Origin of the sequence: Taklimakanibacter albus (assembly GCF_016595235.1) — a bacterium.
Classification (GTDB): domain Bacteria; phylum Pseudomonadota; class Alphaproteobacteria; order Rhizobiales; family Aestuariivirgaceae; genus Taklimakanibacter; species Taklimakanibacter albus.
In genome coordinates this window covers 1,603,901-1,624,147 of the sequence record NZ_JAENHL010000008.1, presented here as the reverse complement: position 1 = coordinate 1,624,147, position 20,247 = coordinate 1,603,901, and the positions used below count along the sequence as shown (strand labels likewise).

Sequence of the window (20,247 nt, the reverse complement as noted above, 5' to 3'; positions counted from 1 at the left end):
GCGTCAGCCGGCCGGGGAAGGGGTCGATCATGTCCAGCTATGTTTGGATTCTCACGGTCGTGCATACGCTTCTGAGCTTCGTCGCCATCGGCTTCGGTATCAGCGCAACCTCAGGGCTGTTCGGCGGACACCATTCAACCGTCTGGACAAGGTGGTTCTTTTTTACGGCCGTCGCCGTCACCTTGACCGGCTTCATTTTTCCTTTCACCGGCATCACGCCGGCCTTCGCGACTGGCCTCGTCTCGACGGTGATCCTCATCGCCTGGCTCATCGCGCATCGGCAAGGCCGCGTCGGCGCTTGGCGCTGGATCTATGCCGTCGGCATCGTGGCGAGTCTTTACCTGCTGATCTTCGTCACCATCGCCCAGGCTTTCCAGAAGATTCCGTTCCTGCAGGCAATGGCGCCGACCGGGGCCGAGGCGCCTTTCGCGGTGGCGCAGGTCATTGCGCTCATCGTCTTCATCGTCATCGGCGTGCGCGCGGTGAGCCGCTTCAGGCCAGCACGCGCTTAGAAGATGCGCCATATTCCTCGGCAAGGAAGTCATCGATCAGCGTGAGTGCCTCACGCAGCGCCTCGGCTTCGCCGCCGATGCCGAAGCGCAAATGATTCTCCATAGCGAACCAGCTGCCTGCCACCACGAAGACGCTCTTCTTTTCCCTGAGCTTGCGGCAAAGATTCTCTGAACTGTCGGGCAAGGTATAGCGCAGGAAGGCCATGGCGCCGGCCTGGGGCGGCACCCAGCTGAACAGCTCCGGCCGGCCTTCGATCCATTGCCGCATCTGGTCGAGATTGCCGGCGAGCACCTCGCGGTTGCGCGCCAGGATCCTGGCGCGTTTTTCCGGCTGCAGGGCATGGAGCGCCACGCGCTGGCCCGGAATGTTGCTGCCGATCGTCGTATAGTCCTGGTGCCGCATCGCCTTTTCGATGATGGGCTCGGGCGCCACCATCCAGCCGATGCGCAAGCCGGCCAGCGCCATGCCCTTGGCGGTGCCGCCGGTGACGATCGTCTTGGGTGCTGAGCCATGGAGTGTCACGATTTCATCGCCGGCGAGCTCGGTGCCGCGATAGATCTCGTCTGAATGAAGGTGGATATCGCGCTCGGCGCAGAGAGCAATCAGGGCGGCGCGTTCGTCAACGCCCAGGATTGAGCCGGTCGGGTTGTTTGGATTACACAGGCTGATCAGGCGTGTCTTGCCGTTGAGCTTCTTGCCCAACTCATCGAAATCGAGAATCCACCGGTCGTGGTCGAGCCGTAAGGGGCAGAGATGCACCTTCGCACCCAACGCCTTGGCGAGGCCGGGCGCCTGCATGAAGGTCGGCGTGATGATGATGGCTTCATCGCCCGGCTCCAGCGTGCTCATCACCGTCAGCATATTCGCCTCGCTGCTGCCGGTGGTGACGAGGACATTTTCTGCCGTCGCACCCGGATGCAGGGAAGCGATGGCCTCGCGCAGAGCCGGCTCGCCTTCGGTATGGCCATAGCCGAGCGGCAGATCGAGCAGCGCCTCGATCTCGTCGCCGGACAGGATTTCACGCAGCGTGAAGGGATGCAGCCCGCTTTCGGTCAGGTTGTATTTGACCGTGTTCTCCCAGATCGACTGGTTTCTTTCGAGCTCGAACAGGTCAATGCGCATAGGTCACCTTGGATGCCGCTGAGATGATGCAGAGAGGTAGCGAGTGGATGCGAAAGATTTCTCTCGAATTCCGGGAGGGGCCGGAAACATTCTGCCGAAGCCGCGAAGCAAAACAAAATTGCATGCCGGACCCGTCGCGTATCACGGGGCCTGGGAATCTTCTTGCAATCGAGAGCGGGCATGGACAGCAGCACATCCGGGATCAGGCCGAATTACATCAATGGCGAATGGCGCCCCGCGGAAGCTTATAGCGAGCGCCGCAATCCGTCGGATCTCTCGGAGAGCATCGGCCGTTTCGCAATGGCGAGCCCCTCGGATGTTGCCGACGCGGTGACCGCCGCGCATCAGGCGCTGCCGGGCTGGAGCGCCGAAACCCCGCAGAAGCGCCAGGACATTTTGAACAGGGCGGCGGACATCGTCATCCGCCGCAAGGACGAGCTTGCTGTCCTCTTGTCGCGTGAGGAAGGCAAGACCTTGGTGGAAGCGAAGGCCGAGGTCATGAAAGCGGGCGAAACCTTCCGTTACTTCGCCGGAGAAGCCGTGCGTATGGCGGGTGCCAGCCTGCGCTCGGTACGGGCCGGCGTCGATATCGACATGCGCCGCGAGCCGGTCGGCGTCATGGCGCTGATCACGCCGTGGAATTTTCCGTTCTCCATTCCGGTCTGGAAATCGGCGCCGGCGCTGGCCTATGGCAATTGCGCCATCCTGAAGCCCGCCGATCTCACTAATGCCATTGCCTGGGAGCTGGCGAAGATCCTGCATGAGGCAGGCGTGCCGCCGGGCGTCTTCCAGCTGGTGATGGGGGGAGCCGAGACAGGTGCCGCGCTGGTGTCTGACCAGGGCATCGACGGGGTGAGTTTTACCGGTTCCGGCGCCGTTGGCCGGCGTATTGCCAAGGATGTCGTTGATCGCGGCGTCCGTCTTCAGCTCGAGCTCGGCGGCAAGAACCCGCTTTATGTCGCGAGCGATGCCGATATGGCGAAAGCGGTCGATGCCGTGATCAAGGGCGGTTTCTATTCGACCGGACAGCGCTGCACCGCGTCGAGCCGCATCATCGTCGACGCCGCCATCCATGAGCGTTTTGTCGAGGAGCTTCTGGTGCGCACGCGGGCGCTGCGCATCGGCCACGCGCTCGATCCCAAGAGCGATATCGGCCCGCTCGCCAGCGCGCCGCAGTTGCAACGTGTATCGGGCTTCGTAGCGGAGGCTGAGCAGGACGGCGCCGAACGCCGTTACGGCGGAGATCGTCTCGACCGCGAGACGCAAGGTTATTTCTTCTCGCCGGCGATCTTCACGCGCGGCGACATGCGCCAGATCATCAACCGCGAGGAAGTCTTCGGCCCGGTCATTTCGATCTTCAAGGCACAAGACTTCGATGCCGCGGTAAGGATCGCCAATGCCACCGAATATGGCTTGAGCGCCGGCATTTTCACCTCATCCCATGCCAAGGCCCGCGCCTTCATGCGGGCGAGCACCGCCGGCATGGTGATGGTGAATCTCCCGACGGTGGGCTCCGACTATCATGTGCCCTTCGGCGGCCGTGGCGCCTCGGCCTATGGGCCGAAGGAGATGGGTCTCGGCGCCGTCGAATTCTTCACCGAGACGAAGACCGCCTATATCGCCGACTGAGGCGATGCGCCTGCCTGTTTCATTCCCGCCTGGGCCTGAAAACGGCAAGTTCTTTCCGATGCCCTGCTTAGTCTGGGCGCGACAAATTCAAGGAGTTGCGTGATGCGCAAGAAGATCAGTCCGATCGACCCGTCGAGCCTCGAGGCGGACACCAAGTCGACCTATCCCGAAGCCTTTCAGCAGCCGGTGAACGGGCGCCGCAAGCGCCGCATCGGGCCGCTCGCCCAGCTGAAGCATCTCTCCGCTGTTCACGTCGAACTGCCGCCCGGCTGCGCCTCGTCGCTGCGCGTCTGGCACAGTCATGAGGATGAGCTCATCATCGTCACCGAGGGTGAATTGACGCTCGTCACCGATGACGGCGAAGAAATCATGCGCGCCGGCCATATTGCGGGCTTCCCGGCTGGTGCCTCCAACGGCCATCAGATCGTCAATCGCAGCGGGCGGCCGGCTGCCTTCGTCGAGGTGGCGAGTTTCGATGAGCAGAATACCTCGACCTATCCCGACCACGATCTCCTGCAGATCCCGGACGGCCGCGGCCGCCGCTTCGTCCGCAAGGACGGCACACCTTATTGATCCCGTGACCCAGCAGATCTCGCCCCGTCTGTCGGAGCCACTGGCGCCGGAAATTCTCGATCTGGTTTTCCGGCCGCGTATCGAGCGCGAGCTTGGCGGCGGCATCGACGATCTCTGCGCCGTCAACGAGGCGCATCTGATCATGCTGGAACGCATGGGGCTGGTATCGGCACGCGACGCGCTGAAGCTCGCCGAGGCGCTGACGGCCATCCGTGGCGAGGGGATCGCCGCCATTCCGCGTGATCCCTCCCGCGAGGACGGCTATTTCAATTTCGAGGCGGCGCTGATGGTGCGGGCCGGCGCGGAAGCAGGCGGCAGGCTTCATATCGCCCGCAGCCGCAACGACATCAACGCCACGCTCGACCGGCTCGCCATGCGCTCTTTGCTGGCGGAGATGATCGCCGCCGTGATCGACTGGCGGCGTGTCCTAACCGAGCGTGCCCTGTCTTTCGCCGACATGGTGATGCCGGGCTATACGCATCTGCAGCTGGCGCAGCCCATCACCTTCGGCTTCTATCTCGCCGGCATCGCGACGGCGTTGACACGTGACGCGGAGCGCCTGTTCCGCGCCTATGAAGCGGCGAACAGCTGCCCCCTGGGCGCCTGCGCGCTGGCCGGCACGTCCTTCGCGATCGACCGCGATCTGGTCGCCGACCTGCTCGGCTTCGACAATGTGCGCCTCCATACGCAGGACGCCGTCGCGTCGCGCGATTATGCCTGGGACGCGGCGCTCGCCATGCTGAGCCTCGCTTCGACCTGGGGCCGTTTCGCTCAGGATCTCTATGTCTGGGCGACGCCGGAATTCGGACTGGTCTCCTTCCCGGACAACATCGCCGGCATTTCCAGTATCATGCCGCAGAAGAAGAACCCGATCGCCGTCGAGTTCCTGAAAAGCGCCTCGGGCGAGGTTCTGGGCGGCCTCACCGCAACCTTCACCATCTTCAAAGGCGGGCACTTTAGCCATGCCGGCGATACGAGCCGCGGGGCTTTGGCGCCACTCTGGCCGGCGCTGCGCCTGAGCCTGAATGCGGTGAAGATCGCGGCGCTGGTGGCCGACCGCATCGAGCCACGGCCCGGCGTCATGGCCAAGCGCGCCGCGGAAGGTTTTTCGACCGCGACCGATCTTGCCGATGAGCTGGTCCGCCAATGCGGCCTGTCCTTCCGCCAGGCGCATCATGTCGTCGCCGATCTCGTGCGCGACGCGATAGCGCGCGATCTCGGCGCGATGGATATGCGTGAAAGCGATCTGTGTCAGGCCTTCGAGCGCGTGATGGGCCGATCCTTACCGGTCGCCGCTGCCGATCTGCTTGGCGTGCTCGACCCCGCCAAGGCGGTGCGCCGGCGCCAATCGGCCGGATCGGCCTCGCCCTCCGAGACACGCAAGCTCTGCGCCACGCTCGAGGAGGAAGCCGATCGCGATGCCGACGAGCTGCGCGCGCGTCTGTCCGCCGTCACGGCGGCGCGGCAACGTCTCGAATCGCAGATTTGCACCCTCATGAAAACCGCAGAATCCTGAAGCGCTTTTGGAAGATTTTGCCGCGTTTCAGGCTCTCTTCGACACAAAGCGGCATGCCGCAGACGCTTAGATGCTCCCATGAAGGATGAACAAAATATCGGAGGCGGCCAATTCGTGCGACTCGGCGAGCAGGCGCGGCCGGCTGTCGAGATCAAGATCGATGGCAAGCGGTTTTCTTGTCTTGCCGGCGACACGGTGCTCACCGCGGTGCTGCTCGCCGGGCGGCATCTGCGCCAGTCAGAATTCGGAGACGGTCCACGCGCCGGCTTCTGTAATATGGGCGCCTGTCAGGATTGCTGGATGTACCGCGCCGACGGCGAGCGCGTCCGCGCCTGCACGACCTATGTCGAGGGCGGAATGGACATCTACACGGCCGACCCGCAGCACCATGTCGCTTGAGAAGATCGTCATCATCGGCAGTGGCCCGGCCGGCACACGCGCGGCCGAGACCTTGCTCCGCCAAGGCTGTCGGAACATCACCGGCATCAGCGAGGCGCCGGCGAGCGGCGGCCAGATTTACCGACGTCAGCCGGCGGGCTTCGGGCGCCAGGCCGACGAAGTCTATGGCAGCGAGGCGGAGAAAGCGACGGCACTGCATCGGAGCTTCGATGCGCTTGCCGGCAGCATCGACTACCGGCCCAATGCGCTGGTCTGGAACATCTTCGACCGCAAGGTCTTCACCAACGGTCCGAAGGGCGTCGACGAAATTCCCTTCGATCGCCTGGTGCTCACCACCGGCGCCATGGACAGAATCCTGCCAATACCGGGCTGGACCTTGCCGGGTGTGTTCACTTTGGGCGGCGCCCAGATTGCCTTGAAGCATCAAGCTTGCGCCATCGGACGCCAGGTGGTTTTCGCCGGCGCCGGTCCGCTGCTTTATCTCGTCGCCTGGCAATATATGAAGGCGGGCGCCCATGTCGTGGCGGTGCTCGACACGTCCGCTTTCGCCAATAAGATCGCGGCAAGCCTCAAGCTGCTCGCTTTGCCGCGCCTCATGTTCAGGGGGCTAAAATTCCGCCGCGACCTCAAGGCGAAGGGCGTGGCCCTTCATGAAGGCGTCCGTCTCGCCCGTGTCGAGGGGACACAATCGGTGACGGCCATCAGTTTCGAAAAGGGTGGAAAGAAGCAGTGGCTCGCTTGCGATGCAGTCGGCCTGGGCTTCGGCCTCAATCCCGAGATGCAGCTCGCCGAGCTGGCGGGAGCCCGCACGCGTTTCGATCGGACATTCCGGCAATGGGTTCTCGCCCATGACGGCGAGGGCCGGGTGGCCGAGGGTGTCTATGTCGCGGGCGATGGTCATGCGATCGGTGGCGCCGATGTGGCCGAGCTCACGGGCGAACGCGCCGCCTGGGCGGTCCTTGCCGATCTGGGGCTGCCGGTTTCCGCGGAACGGCAAAGTGTCATTCGCCGTGCGCTCAAGCGCCAGGCGATCTTCAGAGAGGGTATCGAGCAAAGCTTCCCGCTGCCGGCCGAATGGCTGGCCGATACGCCGGACGAAACCATCCTCTGCCGCTGCGAGAATGTGACCTTCGGCGAGGTGCGCGCCGCCATCACCGAGCTGGAGCCAAATGACGTCAACCGGCTCAAGGCCTTTGCACGGCCAGGCATGGGCCGTTGCCAGGGCCGCGTCTGCGGTCATGTCCTGGCCGAGCTTCTCGCCGCCGAAACCGGCCGCCCGCTCGAAGAGGTCGGGCGGCTGCGCGGCCAGGCACCGGTGAAGCCGCTTCATTACAAGGCGGCTGCCGGCAAGGCGGAAGGCGCCGTTCAGGTTCAGCAATGGCTGGAGCAGGCCGACAAGGTTCTGGAAGATGGCTGAGACGACCGAAACCGATATCGCGATCATCGGCGGCGGCATTGCCGGTGTGGCTTCGGCCTATCATCTGGCGCTCGCCGGCAAGCGCGTAACCGTGCTCGAGAAAGGTACGGTCGGCGCGCAGGCGAGCGGTGTGAATTTTGGTGGCCTGCGCACCAATGGCCGTGCCATGGCCGAGCTGTCGTTGAGCCTCAGGGCGCGCGAGATCTGGCGGAAGCTCAAGGATCTGATCGGTCATGACTGCGAGACGGAATTCACCGGCCATGTCGAGATCTGCGACCGTGAGGATCATCTGGCCGCGGTGGAGAAATGGGCGCCCGAGGCGAATGCGTTTGGGGTCGGCGCCGAAATGCTGTCGGGCGCCGCTGTCGCCAAACGTTTCCCCTGGATCGGCCGGCGCATGCTGGGCGGCATTTACGTGGCGACCGACGGTGCCGCCAATCCACGCCTCGTGACGCCGGTCTTCGCCCGTGCCGTGCGCAAGCTCGGCGTGACGATCCGCGAGCAAGAGCCGGTGACCTCGCTCGGTTATCACAATGGCCGCTTCGAGATCGCGACCGGCAAGGGCGCGGTCATTCGCAGCCCCATTCTCGTCAATGCCGCGGGCGCCTGGGGCAATCGTATCGCGCAGCACTTCGGCGAGGACTATCCGCTCGACGTGATGGCGCCGCAAATGGTGGTGAGCGAGCCTTTTGCGCGCCAGGTGACGGCGACCGTCGACTATCCGGTCAATGGCCGTTTCTTCTATGCCCGCCAGATCGGCCGCGGCAATCTGCTGTTCGGGCGTGGGCCGGGCCGCGCCGATCTCGATACGTCGCGCGCCTCTTATGTGCCGCAGAATGTCTTCGACGCCTCGCGGATCGCCATCGACATCCTGCCGATGCTGAAGGGCCGAACCTTCCTGCGCACGTGGTCCGGCGTCGAAGGCAAGACGCCGGACTCGCTCCCCATTCTGGGGCCGAGCCCGGTGCGCGACGGCCTCATCCATGCTTTCGGATTTTCCGGCCATGGCTTCCAGCTCGGGCCGGCGACCGGTGCGGTCGTCGCCGATCTCATCCTGAGGGGAAAGACGGCGACCGACATATCGGGCTTCAGCCCGCGCCGCTTCAAGACATCATGAATTCAGGCGACGCGCTTGAGTTCGATCCGGGTCGGGTCCTGCACGGGACCTGGCAGCACCGGTTCGTTCTTGATCTCGCGCAGTACGACGAAGCTGTCATAGCGCGAGAACTGCACTTCGCCGGCGAGCATCTCGCGTGACAATTCCTCGTACGCCGCGAGATCGGCGCAGTCGAAGCGCAGCATATAGTCATAGGGGCCGGCCAAGCCGAAGCAGCTGGTGATCTCGGTGATCCGGCGCACGATACGCTCGAAGGTCTGGAAGTCGTGCGTGCCGTGATTTTTCAGCGACACCGCCGCCAGGACGGTCACATTGGAATAGAGCTTCGTCCAATAGATCTGGGCGCGGTAGCCCTTGACGAGGCCCAGCCTCTCGAGCCGGCGCACCCGCTTGTGGCAGGGGCTGGGCGAGATGCCGACCAAAGTTGAGAGGTCCTGATTGGTGATCCGGCCGCTCTTCTGCAGCTCGACCAGGATCTTGAGGTCGATGCGGTCGACCTTGTTCTGCAGCGGCATTCCTTCGGTTTTCTGGAAATGGGCGTTCATAGTACTATCCTCACCGGATCTCCCTTAAGCATTCTCGCCAAGTCATCACCGGAGCGGCTGGTCAAGCAAACGAAAAGATGGAAGCTCTGAATGAGAAATTTGCACTCTGACGTCCCGATGATGGCCTGGCTGCACACGCTGGTCGCCTTCGAGGCAACGGCGCGCCATGGCAGCGTCAAGCAGGCGGCCGATGAGTTGTCGCTCACCCCCGGCGCCGTCAGCCGCCAGATCAAACATCTGGAGGAATCGATCCGCGCCGTTTTGTTCCAGCGTGGCCACAATTCGATCGAGCTGACCGAGGCGGGCCGGGTGTTCCTGGCCAAGGTCAATGTCGCGCTCGCCGCGGTGCGCACCGGCGTGCAGGAGGTCTATGGGCTGGCGACGCGCCTGACCGTCAAGGTGCCGTTGACCTTGATGCAGCGCTGGCTCATCCCGCGGCTCGGTGAATTCCGCAAGACGCACCCGGCCACCGATCTGAGACTGCGCACCATGCCGCCGCCGGCCGGCGACCAGACCGATATCGAGATCGTTTATCTGCGCGGCGAGCCGCGCCTCGATGGCGAATTCGGCGCCTTGTTCCTGCTCGACCGGACGGTGCCGATCTGCCGCGCCGATCTCATTGCGGCGAAGAACGCCTCGCTCACGCCGGAGCAGCTGATGTCCTATCCGATCCTGCAGGACACGCCCGACGGCTGGTCGTGGCATCAATGGTGCCGCCAGCAGGGCGTCGCCTATCAGCCGCAGAAGAATGTGCTGATCTTCGATACCGACGAGGCTTCGATCGATGCCTGCCTCGCCGGCCTCGGCATCGCCCAGGCGAATATGGCTTTCATCTCACCGATCCTGGCGCGCGACGATCTCGCGATGCCATGCGGCGCCAAAGGCGCTGTTTTGGGCGGTTACTATGCTGTGATCCGCAACGCCAATCCGGCGGCGGAGACTTTCGTCGAATGGCTGAGGACGGCCGGGCTGGAGTAGCTCCGGTGGATCAAGCGGCGATGCTGACGGCGCTGGTGCGGATAGCGGAGATGTTGCGGCCATAGGCCTTGGCGTCGCCCTTGAATACGGCGGAGCCGGCGACCAGCGCATTGGCGCCGGCCTTGACGACGAGCGGCGCCGTTTCGGCGGTGATGCCGCCATCGACCTCGATGTCGATATCGCGGCCCTGGACGAGATCACGCGTCTCGCGGATCTTCTCGATCATCGCAGGGATGAAGCTCTGGCCGCCGAAGCCCGGATTGACCGTCATCACCAGGATGAGATCGAGGCGGTCGAGCACATGTTTGATATGGGCGACCGGTGTCGACGGGTTGAGCGCCACGCCGGCTTTCTTGCCGAGCGCCCTGATCGTCTGCAGGGAGCGGTCGAGATGCGGACCTGCTTCGGCATGGACAGTGATGATATCGGCGCCGGCCTTGGCAAAGGCTTCGAGATAGCGATCGACCGGCGCGATCATCAGATGCACGTCGAAGATTTTCCTGGTCACCGGCCGGATCGCCGCCATCACCGGCGGACCGAATGTGAGGTTGGGCACGAAATGCCCGTCCATCACGTCGATATGGATCCAGTCGGCGCCCGCTTCATCGATCGCGCGCACCTCCTCGCCGAGTCTGGCGAAATCGGCGGAGAGGATGGACGGCGCGATATGAAGCGGACGGGCCATTTGTCGGACTTGCCTGATCAGATGAATTTGCTCACCGCGACGGCCGTGTCGGCCATGCGGTTGGAGAAGCCCCATTCATTGTCGTACCAGGCGAGCACGCGCACCAGCGTGCCGTCCATGACCTTGGTCTGGTCCATATGGAAGGTCGACGAATTCGGATTGTGGTTGAAGTCGATCGAGACATTGGGATCGTTGGTGTAGCCGAGGATGCCCTTGAGCTGCTGCTCGGCGGCACGCTGGATGGCGCCGTTGACTTCCTCGACGCTCGTCGCGCGCTTGGCGACGAATTTGAAGTCGACCACCGACACATTGGGGGTCGGCACGCGGATCGAGACACCGTCGAGACGGCCCTTGAGCTCGGGCAGCACCAGGCCCACGGCCTTGGCGGCACCGGTCGAGGTCGGGATCATCGACAGCGCCGCGGCGCGGGCGCGATAGAGATCCTTGTGCATCGTGTCGAGCGTCGGCTGGTCGCCGGTATAGGCATGGATCGTCGTCATGAAGCCCTTGTCGATGCCGATCGCGTCATTCAGCACCTTGGCGACGGGCGCCAAGCAGTTCGTGGTGCAGGACGCGTTCGAGATGACGACATGGTCCTTGGTGAGCTTGTCGTGATTGACGCCATAGACGACGGTGAGGTCGGCATTGTCGGCAGGCGCCGAGACGATCACCCGCTTGGCGCCGGCGGTGATATGGGCCGAGGCCTTCTCTTTCGAGGTGAAGATGCCGGTGCATTCGAGCGCGATGTCGACGCCGAGCTCTTTCCAGGGCAGCTGCGCCGGGTCCTTGATGGCGGTGACCTTGAACTTTTCCTTGCCGATCGAGATCGTGTCGCCGGAGACCGTCACTTCATGCGGGAAGCGGCCATGCACGCTGTCGTAACGTAAGAGGTGGGCATTGGTCTCGACCGGGCCCAGATCGTTGACGGCCACGACGTCGATATCCTTGCGTCCCGATTCGAAGATGGCCCGTACGATATTGCGGCCAATTCGGCCAAATCCGTTGATCGCGACGCGTACAGCCATGTCTCTCTCTCCTCTTCGGCAGACTTAAATGAGCAGGGCCCGCTTTATAGACGACTGGCCGGCGGGGGGAAGGGAAAATGGCCAGGGCGGGACGAAGGGCCGCCCGTGCCAAAGGTCATGCGTTGGCAACATAGCTGAGCTTACATTAGCCATAGATAATATAAGCTTGCTTATTATATGCCCGAACCTTAGATGTCTGTGGCTATGAAACCCGAACATGCATCCATTGGCCTTCTGCTGATCGATACCGGCCGCCTGTTGCGCAAGCGGTTCGAGCAGAATGTCCGCGGCACCGGCCTGACCCGTGCGCAATGGCAGGTCTTGAAAGAGATCTATCTCAAGGAAGGCCTCAACCAGGGCGCCCTGGCCGAGCTTCTCGAGGTCGAGCCCATCACCGTCGGCCGCCTGGTCGACCGGCTGGAGCAGGCCGGCCTCATCGAGCGCCGCCCACACCCGACCGACCGCCGCGCCTGGTCACTTTATTTATTGCCGGCCGCGCATCCGCTTCTGGAGACTCTCAAGCACATTGCCGGCGAGACCCGCGCCGAGCTCCTTCAGGGCATGAGCGACACCGAAATCGACGAGGCGATGCGCCTCTTCGCCAAGATGAAAGACAATCTCATCGCCATCATGAGTGACACGGCCGATGAGAGGAGAGTTGGAAATGGCCGCCGTTGAAGCAAAGACCGAAAAGCGTGAGACCCTCGAAGCCCGTGAACCCGCCAAGGTCGTAGACCTGCCGGTCGCGCCGAAGCGGCGCAACAAGCGCAAGCTCCTGCGCATCAGCCTCCTCACTTTGGGCCCGCTGGTGGCCCTGGCCGTCGCCGGTGAAATGTATCTGGCGGGCGGTCGTTATGTCGAAACCGACAATGCCTATATCCAGGCGGCGATCATGAATGTGGCGACCGACGTGCCTGGCACCGTCGCCGAGGTCGCCGTGCATGAAAATGAAGCTGTCGAGAAGGGCGCTCTTTTGTTCAAGCTCGACGACGAGCCCTTCCGCATCACGCTGGCCGGCGCCGAAGCGCAACTCGGCATGGTGCGCAACGATCTGATCGCGCTGCAGGCCACCTATCGGCAGAATCTCTCCGCTATCGACCAGGCGAAGTCGTCGCTCGATTATGCCCAGACGACCTATGACCGCCAGCTCAACTTGCAGCAGCGCGGCGTCGCCGCCCAGGCTTCGCTCGATCAGGCGCGTCGCGATCTCGACACCGCCCGGGAACAATTGCGCGGCGCCCAGCGTGCCGCCGATGCCACGCTCTCGCAATTGGGCGGCAATGCTGATGGCCCGGTCGACAATCATCCGCGCATGCTAGAAGCCAAGTCGGCGATCGACAAGGCGCAGCGCGACCTGACCCGTTCGACTATTCTGGCGCCCTGGTCCGGCACCGTCGCCAATGTCGAGAATCTGCGCGTCGGCTCCTATGTCACCGTCGGTCAGCCGGCGCTGAGTCTCGTCGCCAGCAACGATCTCTGGGTCGAGGCCAATCCTAAGGAAACCGATCTCACTTATCTCAAAGTGGGTGATGAAGCCGAAGTCAGCGTTGATGCCTATCCGGGCAAGACGTGGAAGGCGAAGGTCACCAGCCTCAGCCCCGCGACCGGGTCCGAATTCTCCGTGCTGCCGCCGCAGAACGCCACCGGCAACTGGGTGAAGGTCGTCCAGCGCGTGCCGGTGAAGCTTGTCATCGAGAATGAAGCGGACGCACCGCGGCTCACCTCCGGCATGAGCGTCGATGTTTCGATCGACACCGGCCATAGCCGCAGCCTGTGGTCGCTCTTCGGCTCGTCGGCCAAAGCGGCGGAATGATCCAGAGATATCGCCATGAGCGACACCGTTCCTCATAGGGGCATCATCACGGTCTGCGTGATGCTTGCCACCATCATGCAGGCGCTCGACACGACCATCGCCAATGTCGCGCTGCCTTATATGATGGGCTCGCTGTCGGCCACGCTCGACCAGATCAACTGGGTTCTTACGTCCTATATCGTCGCCGCCGCCATCATGATCCCGGTGACCGGCTTCCTGGTGACGCGTTTCGGCCGCAAGCCGGTCTTTGTGATCGCCGTCCTGGGCTTCACCATCGCCTCGGTCCTGTGCGGCCTCGCCGCCTCGCTCGAGCAGATGGTGCTCTATCGCCTGCTGCAGGGCATATTCGGCGCGCCGCTGGTGCCGCTGTCGCAGTCGGTGCTGCTCGATTCCTATCCGCGCGAGAGGCATGGCTCGGCCATGGCCATCTGGGGCGTCGGCGTCATGGTCGGCCCGATCCTCGGTCCCACTCTGGGCGGCTGGCTCACCGAATATTACAACTGGCGCTGGGTGTTCTTCATCAACGTGCCGGTCGGCATCCTCACCATTGCCGGCCTCATGACCTATCTCACCGACTCGCCCCGCACCAAGACGAGCTTCGACTGGACCGGCTTCCTGCTGCTCGCCTTCTCGATCGGCGGCCTGCAGATGATGCTCGACCGTGGCGAAAATCTCGACTGGTTCTCCTCCGTCGAAATCATGATCGAAGGCGGCATCGCCATCACCGCCTTTTATATGTTCATCGTCCATATGATGACAGCGGACAACCCGTTCATTGATCCCAAGATCTTTGCCGACCGCAATTTCTCCATCGGCCTCATCGCCATCTTCATCGTCGGCATCATCCTGCTCGCCACCATGGCGCTGCTTACCCCGTTCCTGCAGCAGATCATGGGCTATCCGGTGCTGACCGCCGGTCTCGTAATGGCGCCGCGCGGCATCGGCACCATGGTCGCCATGATGATCGTCGGCCGGGTGATCTCGCGCATCGACCCGCGCTTCCTCTTCGCCTTCGGTCTGGTGCTGATTGCTTTCACTCTGTGGGAGATGATGTATTACACGACCGACGTATCGCAGGCGACGATCATCCGCACCGGCATCATCCAGGGCGCCGGTCTCGGCTTTGTCTTCGTGCCGCTGTCGACCATCACCTTCGCCACCCTCGATCCGCGCTACCGCACCCAGGCGACGTCGTTGTTCAGCCTGATGCGCAATATCGGCTCGAGCATCGGCATCTCGATCGTCATCTTCATGCTGACCCGCAATACCGTGATCGTGCATGCCGATCTCGCCGCCCAGGTGACGCCGTTCAATCTCGGACTCCATATGCCGGGGCTGAACCAGATCTGGGACATGACGACGCTGTCCGGCAAGGCGGCGCTCAATGCCGAGGTGACCAAGCAATCGGCCGTCGTTGCCTATGCCAATGACTATCTGCTGATGATGTATGTGGCGCTCGCCACGCTGCCTCTGGCTTTCCTGCTGTCGAAGCCGTCCAAGCGGGGCGGCGGTGGCGCTCCCGCCGTCGCCGCCGATTAGTTATCCTTTCTTGACGATGACTGCCTCGAGATATTCGCTCGGAATGACGAGGCTTCCATCGGTGACCGTGTTCAGCTCGGTGAGCAGGGCATAGATGTCCGTCTCGAGATTGCTGCGCGCCTCGGGCTCGATCGCGGCGAAGGTCTTCAGCACCGGGCCATAGTAGCCTCGGAATATCTCCAGCCAGTGCCTCGGCGACTTGTAGCGGAAGACGAAGTTCCGGCTTTGCGCCGTGACCGTGACGCCGGCGCCGAACAGCGTCTTGAGATGCTCCTCCTTGCCCCATAAGGCCGGTGATCTTAGGCCCGGCGCCGGCGGGACATATTTGCCGATGATCCTGAACAGACGGCCGATGAAGCTATCCGGTGTCCAATTGGCCAGGCCGATCTTGCCGCCCGGCCGGCAGACGCGCAGCATTTCCCGCGCCGCCTGCTCCTGATGCGGCGTGAACATCACGCCAAAAGTTGAAAGAATGACATCGAAGCTCGCATCGCCAAAGGGAAGCGCCTCGGCATCAGCCTCCTGGAAGGTGACGGCGAGCCCCTCGGCCTCGGCCCGCACGCGCCCCCGTTCCAGCAGCGCGCCGACATAATCGGTCGAGATGACGTTGGCGAAGCGGCGGGCGGCGGCGAGCGTCGCATTGCCGTTGCCGGCGGCGACATCGAGCACGCGCTCGGTGCTGCGCAGATCGACGGCTTCGCACAGAAGCTCGCCGACGATCTGCAGCGTGGTGCCGACGACGGCATAGTCGCCGGAGCTCCAGGCGCCCTGCTGGCGGCCTTTGATCGCGGTGAAGTCGGTGACGTTGTGATTTTGAATATTCATGATCTCACCCTTCGTCATTCCGCCACGGCCTGGCCGGAGCCGCCGAGCTCGGCGGGAAAATCACTGAGCTTCGGCAGCCCGTCGCGCATGCGCAGCACCGTCTCGGCATAGTTGACATGGACGCCTGGCTTGAAGTCGAGCGTCGGAATGGTCGCGGCGAAGACATCCACGAGGCCGAGCGGCGGATGGTCGGTCATCAGATGCCCGCCGCATTTCTTGCAGTATTTCCGATGGCTCAATGGGGTCTTTGCGAAGCTCGCCACATGCTCGGCGCCCGCGGTGACTTTGACCGCTTCCGGTTTCCACAGGCTGAAGGCGTTGACGGGACCACCCGACCAGGAGCGGCACGAGCTGCAATGGCAATAGCCCATCGCCTCCGGTGATCCGCTGATTTCGAGTGTGACTGCGCCGCAGAAGCAGCTGCCTTTGTAGGTCATGATGTTTCCTCAGGATTTTGGTTGCACTCTATTGTTGGAAGAGCAGGACTCTTCCGGTGGATTCTTCAGTGGTCTGAACGCGGGTGAAATCGGCGGCGCATAGGATCGGGCCGGGCGCGTGATCGCCCGACGCGGCCGCGCCGGACTTCTCTTCAGTTATTGGCGGTCAACGGGTCGACGATCTGGGTAATCTCGGTGATGCGTGTGACCGGGATGCCGCTCAGCTCCGAATGCCTCCGGATCGCGGCTTCATCGCTGGCCAGGTAGACACAGAATGACTTGTCGCCGGCGACATAGCTGTGTTGCCACTGGATGCCGGAGCCGATCTTGTCGATGGCCTGATTAGAGGCGCGCGCCACGCCGCACAGCTCGACGATCGACATTGCGCCGACGCCTGGAATGTCGCGCTCGATCACAAAACGCTTCAAATACGCCATTTTGTTTTCCTCCGCCGGTTATTCATGAAGTCATTTTGCTCGGGATCACCGCCAAAGCAAGCTAAGTGTTCTTTACATGACTAAAGAAAATCTTTATTAATGGAGGAGTGATTATCGCCCATCTCAAATCGCTCCAGGCGCTCGAGCTCGCGGTCCGAACCGGTTCGCTCAAGGCGGCGGGAGAGCATCTGGGTATTACGCCGGCCGCGGCCGGTCAGAGGATCAAAGCGCTCGAAGATTATCTGGGGCTCGATCTCCTGGTGCGGGGGCGCTCCGGAATCCGCCCCACCCGTGAGCTTTCCGCCGCACTTGCCCATCTCAGCGCGGCGTTCCGGGAGATGGAGACGGCGGCCAAGATTCTTGATTTTCAGCGTGTTCACGAAATTCATGTCGTTGCCGATACGGATTGGGCCGATCTCTGGCTGAAGCCCCGGCTTTCCCTCTTCAAAGCGGAGAATCCCAACGTGCTCTTCTGCGTCAACGGCGTCGGTGACGTGCCGATGCGCGTTGGACAAGCCGATTGCGAGATCTGGTTTGGTGAGCCAAGGGGCGGCGCTGAAGAGGACGAATTGTTCAAGGATTACCTGCTTCCGATCAGCTCTCCCGGAATCAAGACGCGGGTTTCCGGCTTGACCTCCGCCGAACGACTGGAAGGTTTTCCCCTCCTTCATCTCGATTGCTACAGAAGTGATCCAACCGCGATCGGCTGGCCGCAATGGGTGAACAGATACGGCTATCGCAAAACCGCAGCCGAACGCGGCATACGTTACGCCCATGTCGTGCAAGCGCTCGAAGCGGTCTATTCGGATGTCGGAATGCTGATTTGCGGGCTGGCATTGGTGCAGGCGCAGTTGGAGAGCGGGAGATTGTCCCTGCCGTTTCCCATTTCGCAAGGCGCGTGGACCGGACATGCCTATCGGGTCGCGTTCAGAGAAAGTGCGGTGCGACGCGCCCAGGTCGGCCAGTTTCGATCCTGGCTCCTGGATATGAGCGGCGAAACCGCGGCCCATCTTCGCCACCAAACAGCGGCGTGAAACCACCGCCTTGCGCGAGCTCGGCGTCAGCGCTCCTCAGGCGGAATGTCTCTGATCCGACAGCTATGAGCCTCGATGTCTGCGTGACTGTAAGATAGGGCCATGCGCTTTTGCGAGGCGGGGCGTTTGGCGAGCGAAAGTCCGAGCCGCCATTCGGTCTTGGGCCGGATCGGCCGCGGGGCGAAGCCGCCGCCGCAATTCGGACAGACATTGGCGAGCACCTTCTCGGCACAGTCGGCGCAGAACGTGCACTCATAGGTACAGATCCGCGCCAGCGTCGAGGCGGGCGGAAGATCCTTGTCGCAATATTCGCAGTTCGGCCGCAACTCCAGAGCCATCGGTATGATCCTCATTCGTGACAGAGGCAGATTATCCTTCTATGTTCTGGCGTGAATGCCAAAGAACCCTCGAATTCCGCCACAGCCCCGGCCGGTTGAGATCGTCGCTTTTCCGGACCTGCAATTGCTCGATGTCGCGGGTCCGTTGCAGGTCTTCGCCTCGGCGAATGATTTCGAGCGCCAGGCCGGACGCCCGCCGCCTTACGCCATTAAGGTCGTAGCACGCGCGTCGCCCGTGAATACCTCCGCCGGTCTCGCCTTTCTGGCCGCGCGTCTCCCGCCACCGGGCAAGCCGGTCGACACTTTGATCATTGCCGGCGGATCCAGCGTTCAGGACGCGTGCCAGGATAAGGCCTTGCTCCGCTGGCTCTCCGCGCGTGCCGGCAAGGCGCGGCGTGTCGCGTCGGTCTGCACCGGCGCATTCCTTCTGGGCGCCGCGGGTTTGCTCGATGGCCGGCGCGCCGTGACCCATTGGTCCGACTGCGAACGGCTTGCCAGGATTTTCCCGAAAGTGCGCGTGGACATGAACGCCATCTTCGTGCGCGACGGGGCATTGTGGACCTCGGCCGGCGTCACCGCTGGCATCGACATGTCGCTTGCGCTGGTCGAGGAAGATATCGGTCATGCGGCCGCCGCCGCGGTGGCGCGCGAGCTCGTGGTGTTTCTCAAGCGTCCGGGTGGCCAGGCGCAATTCTCGACCGTGCTGACCTATCAGGAGCGTGACGACACATTCGACGCGCTGCATGGTTGGATGGCGGGCAATCTCGCCCAGGATCTTTCCGTGCCGGCGCTGGCCAAGCGCGCCGGCATGAGTGAGCGCAGCCTGTTGCGGCATTATCGGACCAATCTGGGCGTCACGCCGGCCCGTGCGGTTGAGAAGATGCGGGTCGAAGCAGCGTGCCAGCTCCTCGCCACGACGCGCGACCCGGTGAAGCGCATCGCCCGGCGCTGCGGCTTCGGATCGGAGGAGACCATGCGGCGCAGCTTTTTCCGCCAGATGGCGATCGCGCCCCAGGATTACCGGGCACGCTTCTCGTCGGCGGGCAGGCCTTAGCGCCCCTGCACCAGTCGCAGCTGGGCTTCGTCGCTGGCGATTTTTGCCGGCTCCTCGACATCGAGCTGCTCGATGCGCAAGCCGCGTTTGGTGATCTTGTCGGCCGACAAGCCGAGCTTTTCGAGATCGCTGTTCGCCTGGCCGAAATGGCGCTGCAGGTCGAGCACCCGGTCCTTGAGCCGGCCGACATCTTCCAGCAGCCGCACTACCTCGATCTTGATGACGCCGGCCTGCTCGCGCATGCGCGCATCCTTGAAGATCGCCTGCATGGTCTGGATCAGCAGCATCAATATATTGGGCGAGGCGATGATGACGCGCTCGCGATGCGCTTTCTGCAGCACATCCTCGAAGCGCTCATGGAGATCGGCATAGATCGATTCCGATGGCACGAACATGATCGCCGTCTCATGTGTTTCGCCGGCGATGAGGTATTTGCCGGCGATGTCCTTCACATGCAGGGTGACGTCGCGCCGCAGCCGCGTCTCAGCGGCGCGGATTTCGGCCTCGCCGGTCGCGGCCTTCAGTGCGTTGAAGGCCTCGAGGGGGAATTTCGCGTCGAGCACCAGGCGCAATTCGGATTCGGGCAGCTTGATCACGCAGTCGGGCCGCGAGCCGTTCGACAAGGTCGCCTGGAACTCATAGGCCTTGGCATGCAGGCCGTCGCGGATGATCGCCTCCATGCGGCCTTGTCCATAAGCTCCACGCGCCTGCTTGTTGGACAGGATATCCTTGAGCGAGACCATCTCGGAGGAGAGCTGGGTGAGATTGGCTTGCGCCGTGTCGATGACCGCCAGCCTCTCATAGAGATGCTTCAGCGACTGGTGGGTGCGCTCGGCCTGCTCATTGAGCCCACGGCCGACCCGGTGGCTCACCTGGTCGAGGCGCTCATCGAGGGTGCGCGCCAGATGCTGCTGGCCGCTCGCCGCCTGGTCGGTGAAGCTCCGGAGCTGGCCCGCCATTTCGGCGAGGCGGAATTCGAGCTCGGACGCCCGGCGCATGGTCTCGAGACCTTCCTCGCGCCGCTGCTTCTGGCCGCGCCAGGCCATCACCGCGGTGACGATGAGGAGGAGGAAGGCCAAGGCGGCGCCGGCGAGCAGGATCTGGCCCAGGTTGAAGGTCTGGCCGCCAATCTGGAGAACGGTCTGGTCGAGGGTCATGGCTCATCCTACGCGATTCGGGCGGTTAAATACAAAACATGAACGGCCTTTATCCGCGAATGTCACAAAGCCGGCAGGATTCGGAGTAACATTG

22 protein-coding genes are annotated in these 20,247 nt (G+C 63.0%); 13 read left to right on the top strand and 9 right to left on the bottom strand.

All coding sequences use genetic code 11. The annotated features are described in order from the left end of the window. The first annotated feature begins 29 nt into the window (after positions 1-29). Complete coding sequence (locus JHL16_RS30700; protein ID WP_200188674.1) at positions 30-512, top strand: hypothetical protein; 483 nt, start codon at positions 30-32, stop codon at positions 510-512. Here JHL16_RS30700 and JHL16_RS30695 read toward each other — a convergent pair. Beyond that, positions 493-1,635 (bottom strand): aminotransferase class I/II-fold pyridoxal phosphate-dependent enzyme, encoded by a 1,143-nt coding sequence (locus JHL16_RS30695; RefSeq protein ID WP_200188673.1) that lies wholly within the window; start codon positions 1,633-1,635, stop codon positions 493-495. The genes JHL16_RS30700 and JHL16_RS30695 overlap by 20 nt on opposite strands. A 180-nt stretch (positions 1,636-1,815) precedes the next feature. Here JHL16_RS30695 and JHL16_RS30690 point away from each other — a divergent pair, with 180 nt between their 5' ends. The 6 genes from JHL16_RS30690 (at position 1,816) to JHL16_RS30665 (ending at position 8,286) form a co-directional block, all read left to right on the top strand. Then, a complete protein-coding gene (locus tag JHL16_RS30690; RefSeq protein ID WP_200188672.1) occupies positions 1,816-3,264 on the top strand; it encodes an aldehyde dehydrogenase family protein in 1,449 nt (482 codons plus the stop codon). Positions 3,265-3,366: 102 nt separating this feature from the next. Beyond that, positions 3,367-3,837, top strand: coding sequence for a cupin domain-containing protein (locus JHL16_RS30685; RefSeq protein ID WP_200188671.1), 471 nt, complete (start codon positions 3,367-3,369; stop codon positions 3,835-3,837). Positions 3,838-3,841: 4 nt separating this feature from the next. Next, positions 3,842-5,353: an argininosuccinate lyase gene (gene argH / locus JHL16_RS30680; protein ID WP_200188670.1), complete on the top strand. Its 1,512-nt coding sequence runs from the start codon at positions 3,842-3,844 to the stop codon at positions 5,351-5,353. Positions 5,354-5,431: 78 nt separating this feature from the next. Continuing rightward, the gene (locus JHL16_RS30675; protein ID WP_200188669.1) at positions 5,432-5,752 is read left to right on the top strand and encodes a (2Fe-2S)-binding protein; all 321 of its coding nucleotides are present in this window, start codon (positions 5,432-5,434) and stop codon (positions 5,750-5,752) included. Beyond that, positions 5,742-7,169, top strand: coding sequence for an FAD/NAD(P)-dependent oxidoreductase (locus tag JHL16_RS30670; protein WP_200188668.1), 1,428 nt, complete (start codon positions 5,742-5,744; stop codon positions 7,167-7,169). The genes JHL16_RS30675 and JHL16_RS30670 overlap by 11 nt, the downstream gene beginning before the upstream one ends. Next, a complete protein-coding gene (locus JHL16_RS30665) occupies positions 7,162-8,286 on the top strand; it encodes an NAD(P)/FAD-dependent oxidoreductase (RefSeq protein WP_200188667.1) in 1,125 nt (374 codons plus the stop codon). Before JHL16_RS30670 ends, JHL16_RS30665 begins: the two co-directional genes overlap by 8 nt. A 2-nt stretch (positions 8,287-8,288) precedes the next feature. Here JHL16_RS30665 and JHL16_RS30660 read toward each other — a convergent pair whose 3' ends face one another. Then, the gene (locus JHL16_RS30660; protein ID WP_200188666.1) at positions 8,289-8,831 is read right to left on the bottom strand and encodes an Lrp/AsnC family transcriptional regulator; all 543 of its coding nucleotides are present in this window, start codon (positions 8,829-8,831) and stop codon (positions 8,289-8,291) included. A gap of 90 nt (positions 8,832-8,921) precedes the next feature. Here JHL16_RS30660 and JHL16_RS30655 point away from each other — a divergent pair, with 90 nt between their 5' ends. Next, entirely contained in the window at positions 8,922-9,809 is an 888-nt protein-coding gene (locus JHL16_RS30655; RefSeq protein WP_200188665.1) for a LysR substrate-binding domain-containing protein, read from the top strand. 10 nt (positions 9,810-9,819) lie between these two features. Here JHL16_RS30655 and rpe read toward each other — a convergent pair whose 3' ends face one another. Next, a complete protein-coding gene (gene rpe, locus JHL16_RS30650) occupies positions 9,820-10,494 on the bottom strand; it encodes a ribulose-phosphate 3-epimerase (RefSeq protein WP_200188664.1) in 675 nt (224 codons plus the stop codon). Positions 10,495-10,511: 17 nt separating this feature from the next. Then, on the bottom strand, positions 10,512-11,519 hold the full coding sequence (gene gap, locus JHL16_RS30645; protein WP_200188663.1) for a type I glyceraldehyde-3-phosphate dehydrogenase: 1,008 nt from the start codon (positions 11,517-11,519) through the stop codon (positions 10,512-10,514). 204 nt (positions 11,520-11,723) lie between these two features. Between gap and JHL16_RS30640 the strand changes: the two genes are divergently transcribed. The 3 genes from JHL16_RS30640 to JHL16_RS30630 are packed head-to-tail and all read left to right on the top strand — an operon-like array spanning position 11,724 to position 14,871. Then, on the top strand, positions 11,724-12,197 hold the full coding sequence (locus JHL16_RS30640; RefSeq protein WP_200188662.1) for a MarR family winged helix-turn-helix transcriptional regulator: 474 nt from the start codon (positions 11,724-11,726) through the stop codon (positions 12,195-12,197). Beyond that, positions 12,184-13,332 (top strand): HlyD family secretion protein, encoded by a 1,149-nt coding sequence (locus JHL16_RS30635; protein ID WP_200188661.1) that lies wholly within the window; start codon positions 12,184-12,186, stop codon positions 13,330-13,332. Before JHL16_RS30640 ends, JHL16_RS30635 begins: the two co-directional genes overlap by 14 nt. Before the next feature lie 15 nt (positions 13,333-13,347). Continuing rightward, entirely contained in the window at positions 13,348-14,871 is a 1,524-nt protein-coding gene (locus JHL16_RS30630) for a DHA2 family efflux MFS transporter permease subunit (RefSeq protein ID WP_200188660.1), read from the top strand. Here the strand turns inward: JHL16_RS30630 and JHL16_RS30625 are convergent, their stop codons facing one another. From JHL16_RS30625 to JHL16_RS30615, 3 genes are all read right to left on the bottom strand, one after another. Next, positions 14,872-15,696, bottom strand: a complete 825-nt coding sequence (locus tag JHL16_RS30625; protein ID WP_200188659.1) for a class I SAM-dependent methyltransferase — start codon at positions 15,694-15,696, stop codon at positions 14,872-14,874. It lies immediately after the preceding gene. 14 nt (positions 15,697-15,710) lie between these two features. Further along, positions 15,711-16,133 (bottom strand): GFA family protein, encoded by a 423-nt coding sequence (locus JHL16_RS30620; RefSeq protein ID WP_200188658.1) that lies wholly within the window; start codon positions 16,131-16,133, stop codon positions 15,711-15,713. Positions 16,134-16,285: 152 nt separating this feature from the next. Continuing rightward, entirely contained in the window at positions 16,286-16,570 is a 285-nt protein-coding gene (locus JHL16_RS30615) for a DUF4242 domain-containing protein (protein ID WP_200188657.1), read from the bottom strand. A 107-nt stretch (positions 16,571-16,677) separates the two neighbouring features. Here JHL16_RS30615 and JHL16_RS30610 point away from each other — a divergent pair, with 107 nt between their 5' ends. Further along, a complete protein-coding gene (locus JHL16_RS30610; RefSeq protein WP_200188656.1) occupies positions 16,678-17,604 on the top strand; it encodes a LysR family transcriptional regulator in 927 nt (308 codons plus the stop codon). Between the two features lie 26 nt (positions 17,605-17,630). On the opposite strand, the gene JHL16_RS30605 is transcribed toward JHL16_RS30610, so the two are convergent. Beyond that, the gene (locus tag JHL16_RS30605; protein WP_200188655.1) at positions 17,631-17,942 is read right to left on the bottom strand and encodes a DUF1272 domain-containing protein; all 312 of its coding nucleotides are present in this window, start codon (positions 17,940-17,942) and stop codon (positions 17,631-17,633) included. Between the two features lie 55 nt (positions 17,943-17,997). Between JHL16_RS30605 and JHL16_RS30600 the strand changes: the two genes are divergently transcribed. Continuing rightward, positions 17,998-18,996 (top strand): GlxA family transcriptional regulator, encoded by a 999-nt coding sequence (locus JHL16_RS30600; RefSeq protein ID WP_200188654.1) that lies wholly within the window; start codon positions 17,998-18,000, stop codon positions 18,994-18,996. On the opposite strand, the gene JHL16_RS30595 is transcribed toward JHL16_RS30600, so the two are convergent. Beyond that, positions 18,993-20,153 carry a DNA recombination protein RmuC gene (locus tag JHL16_RS30595; protein WP_200188653.1) on the bottom strand — a complete coding sequence of 387 codons (1,161 nt, stop codon included), beginning with the start codon at positions 20,151-20,153 and terminating at the stop codon, positions 18,993-18,995. The two genes, JHL16_RS30600 and JHL16_RS30595, sit on opposite strands and share 4 nt — an antisense overlap. Between the last annotated feature and the right edge of the window lie 94 nt (positions 20,154-20,247).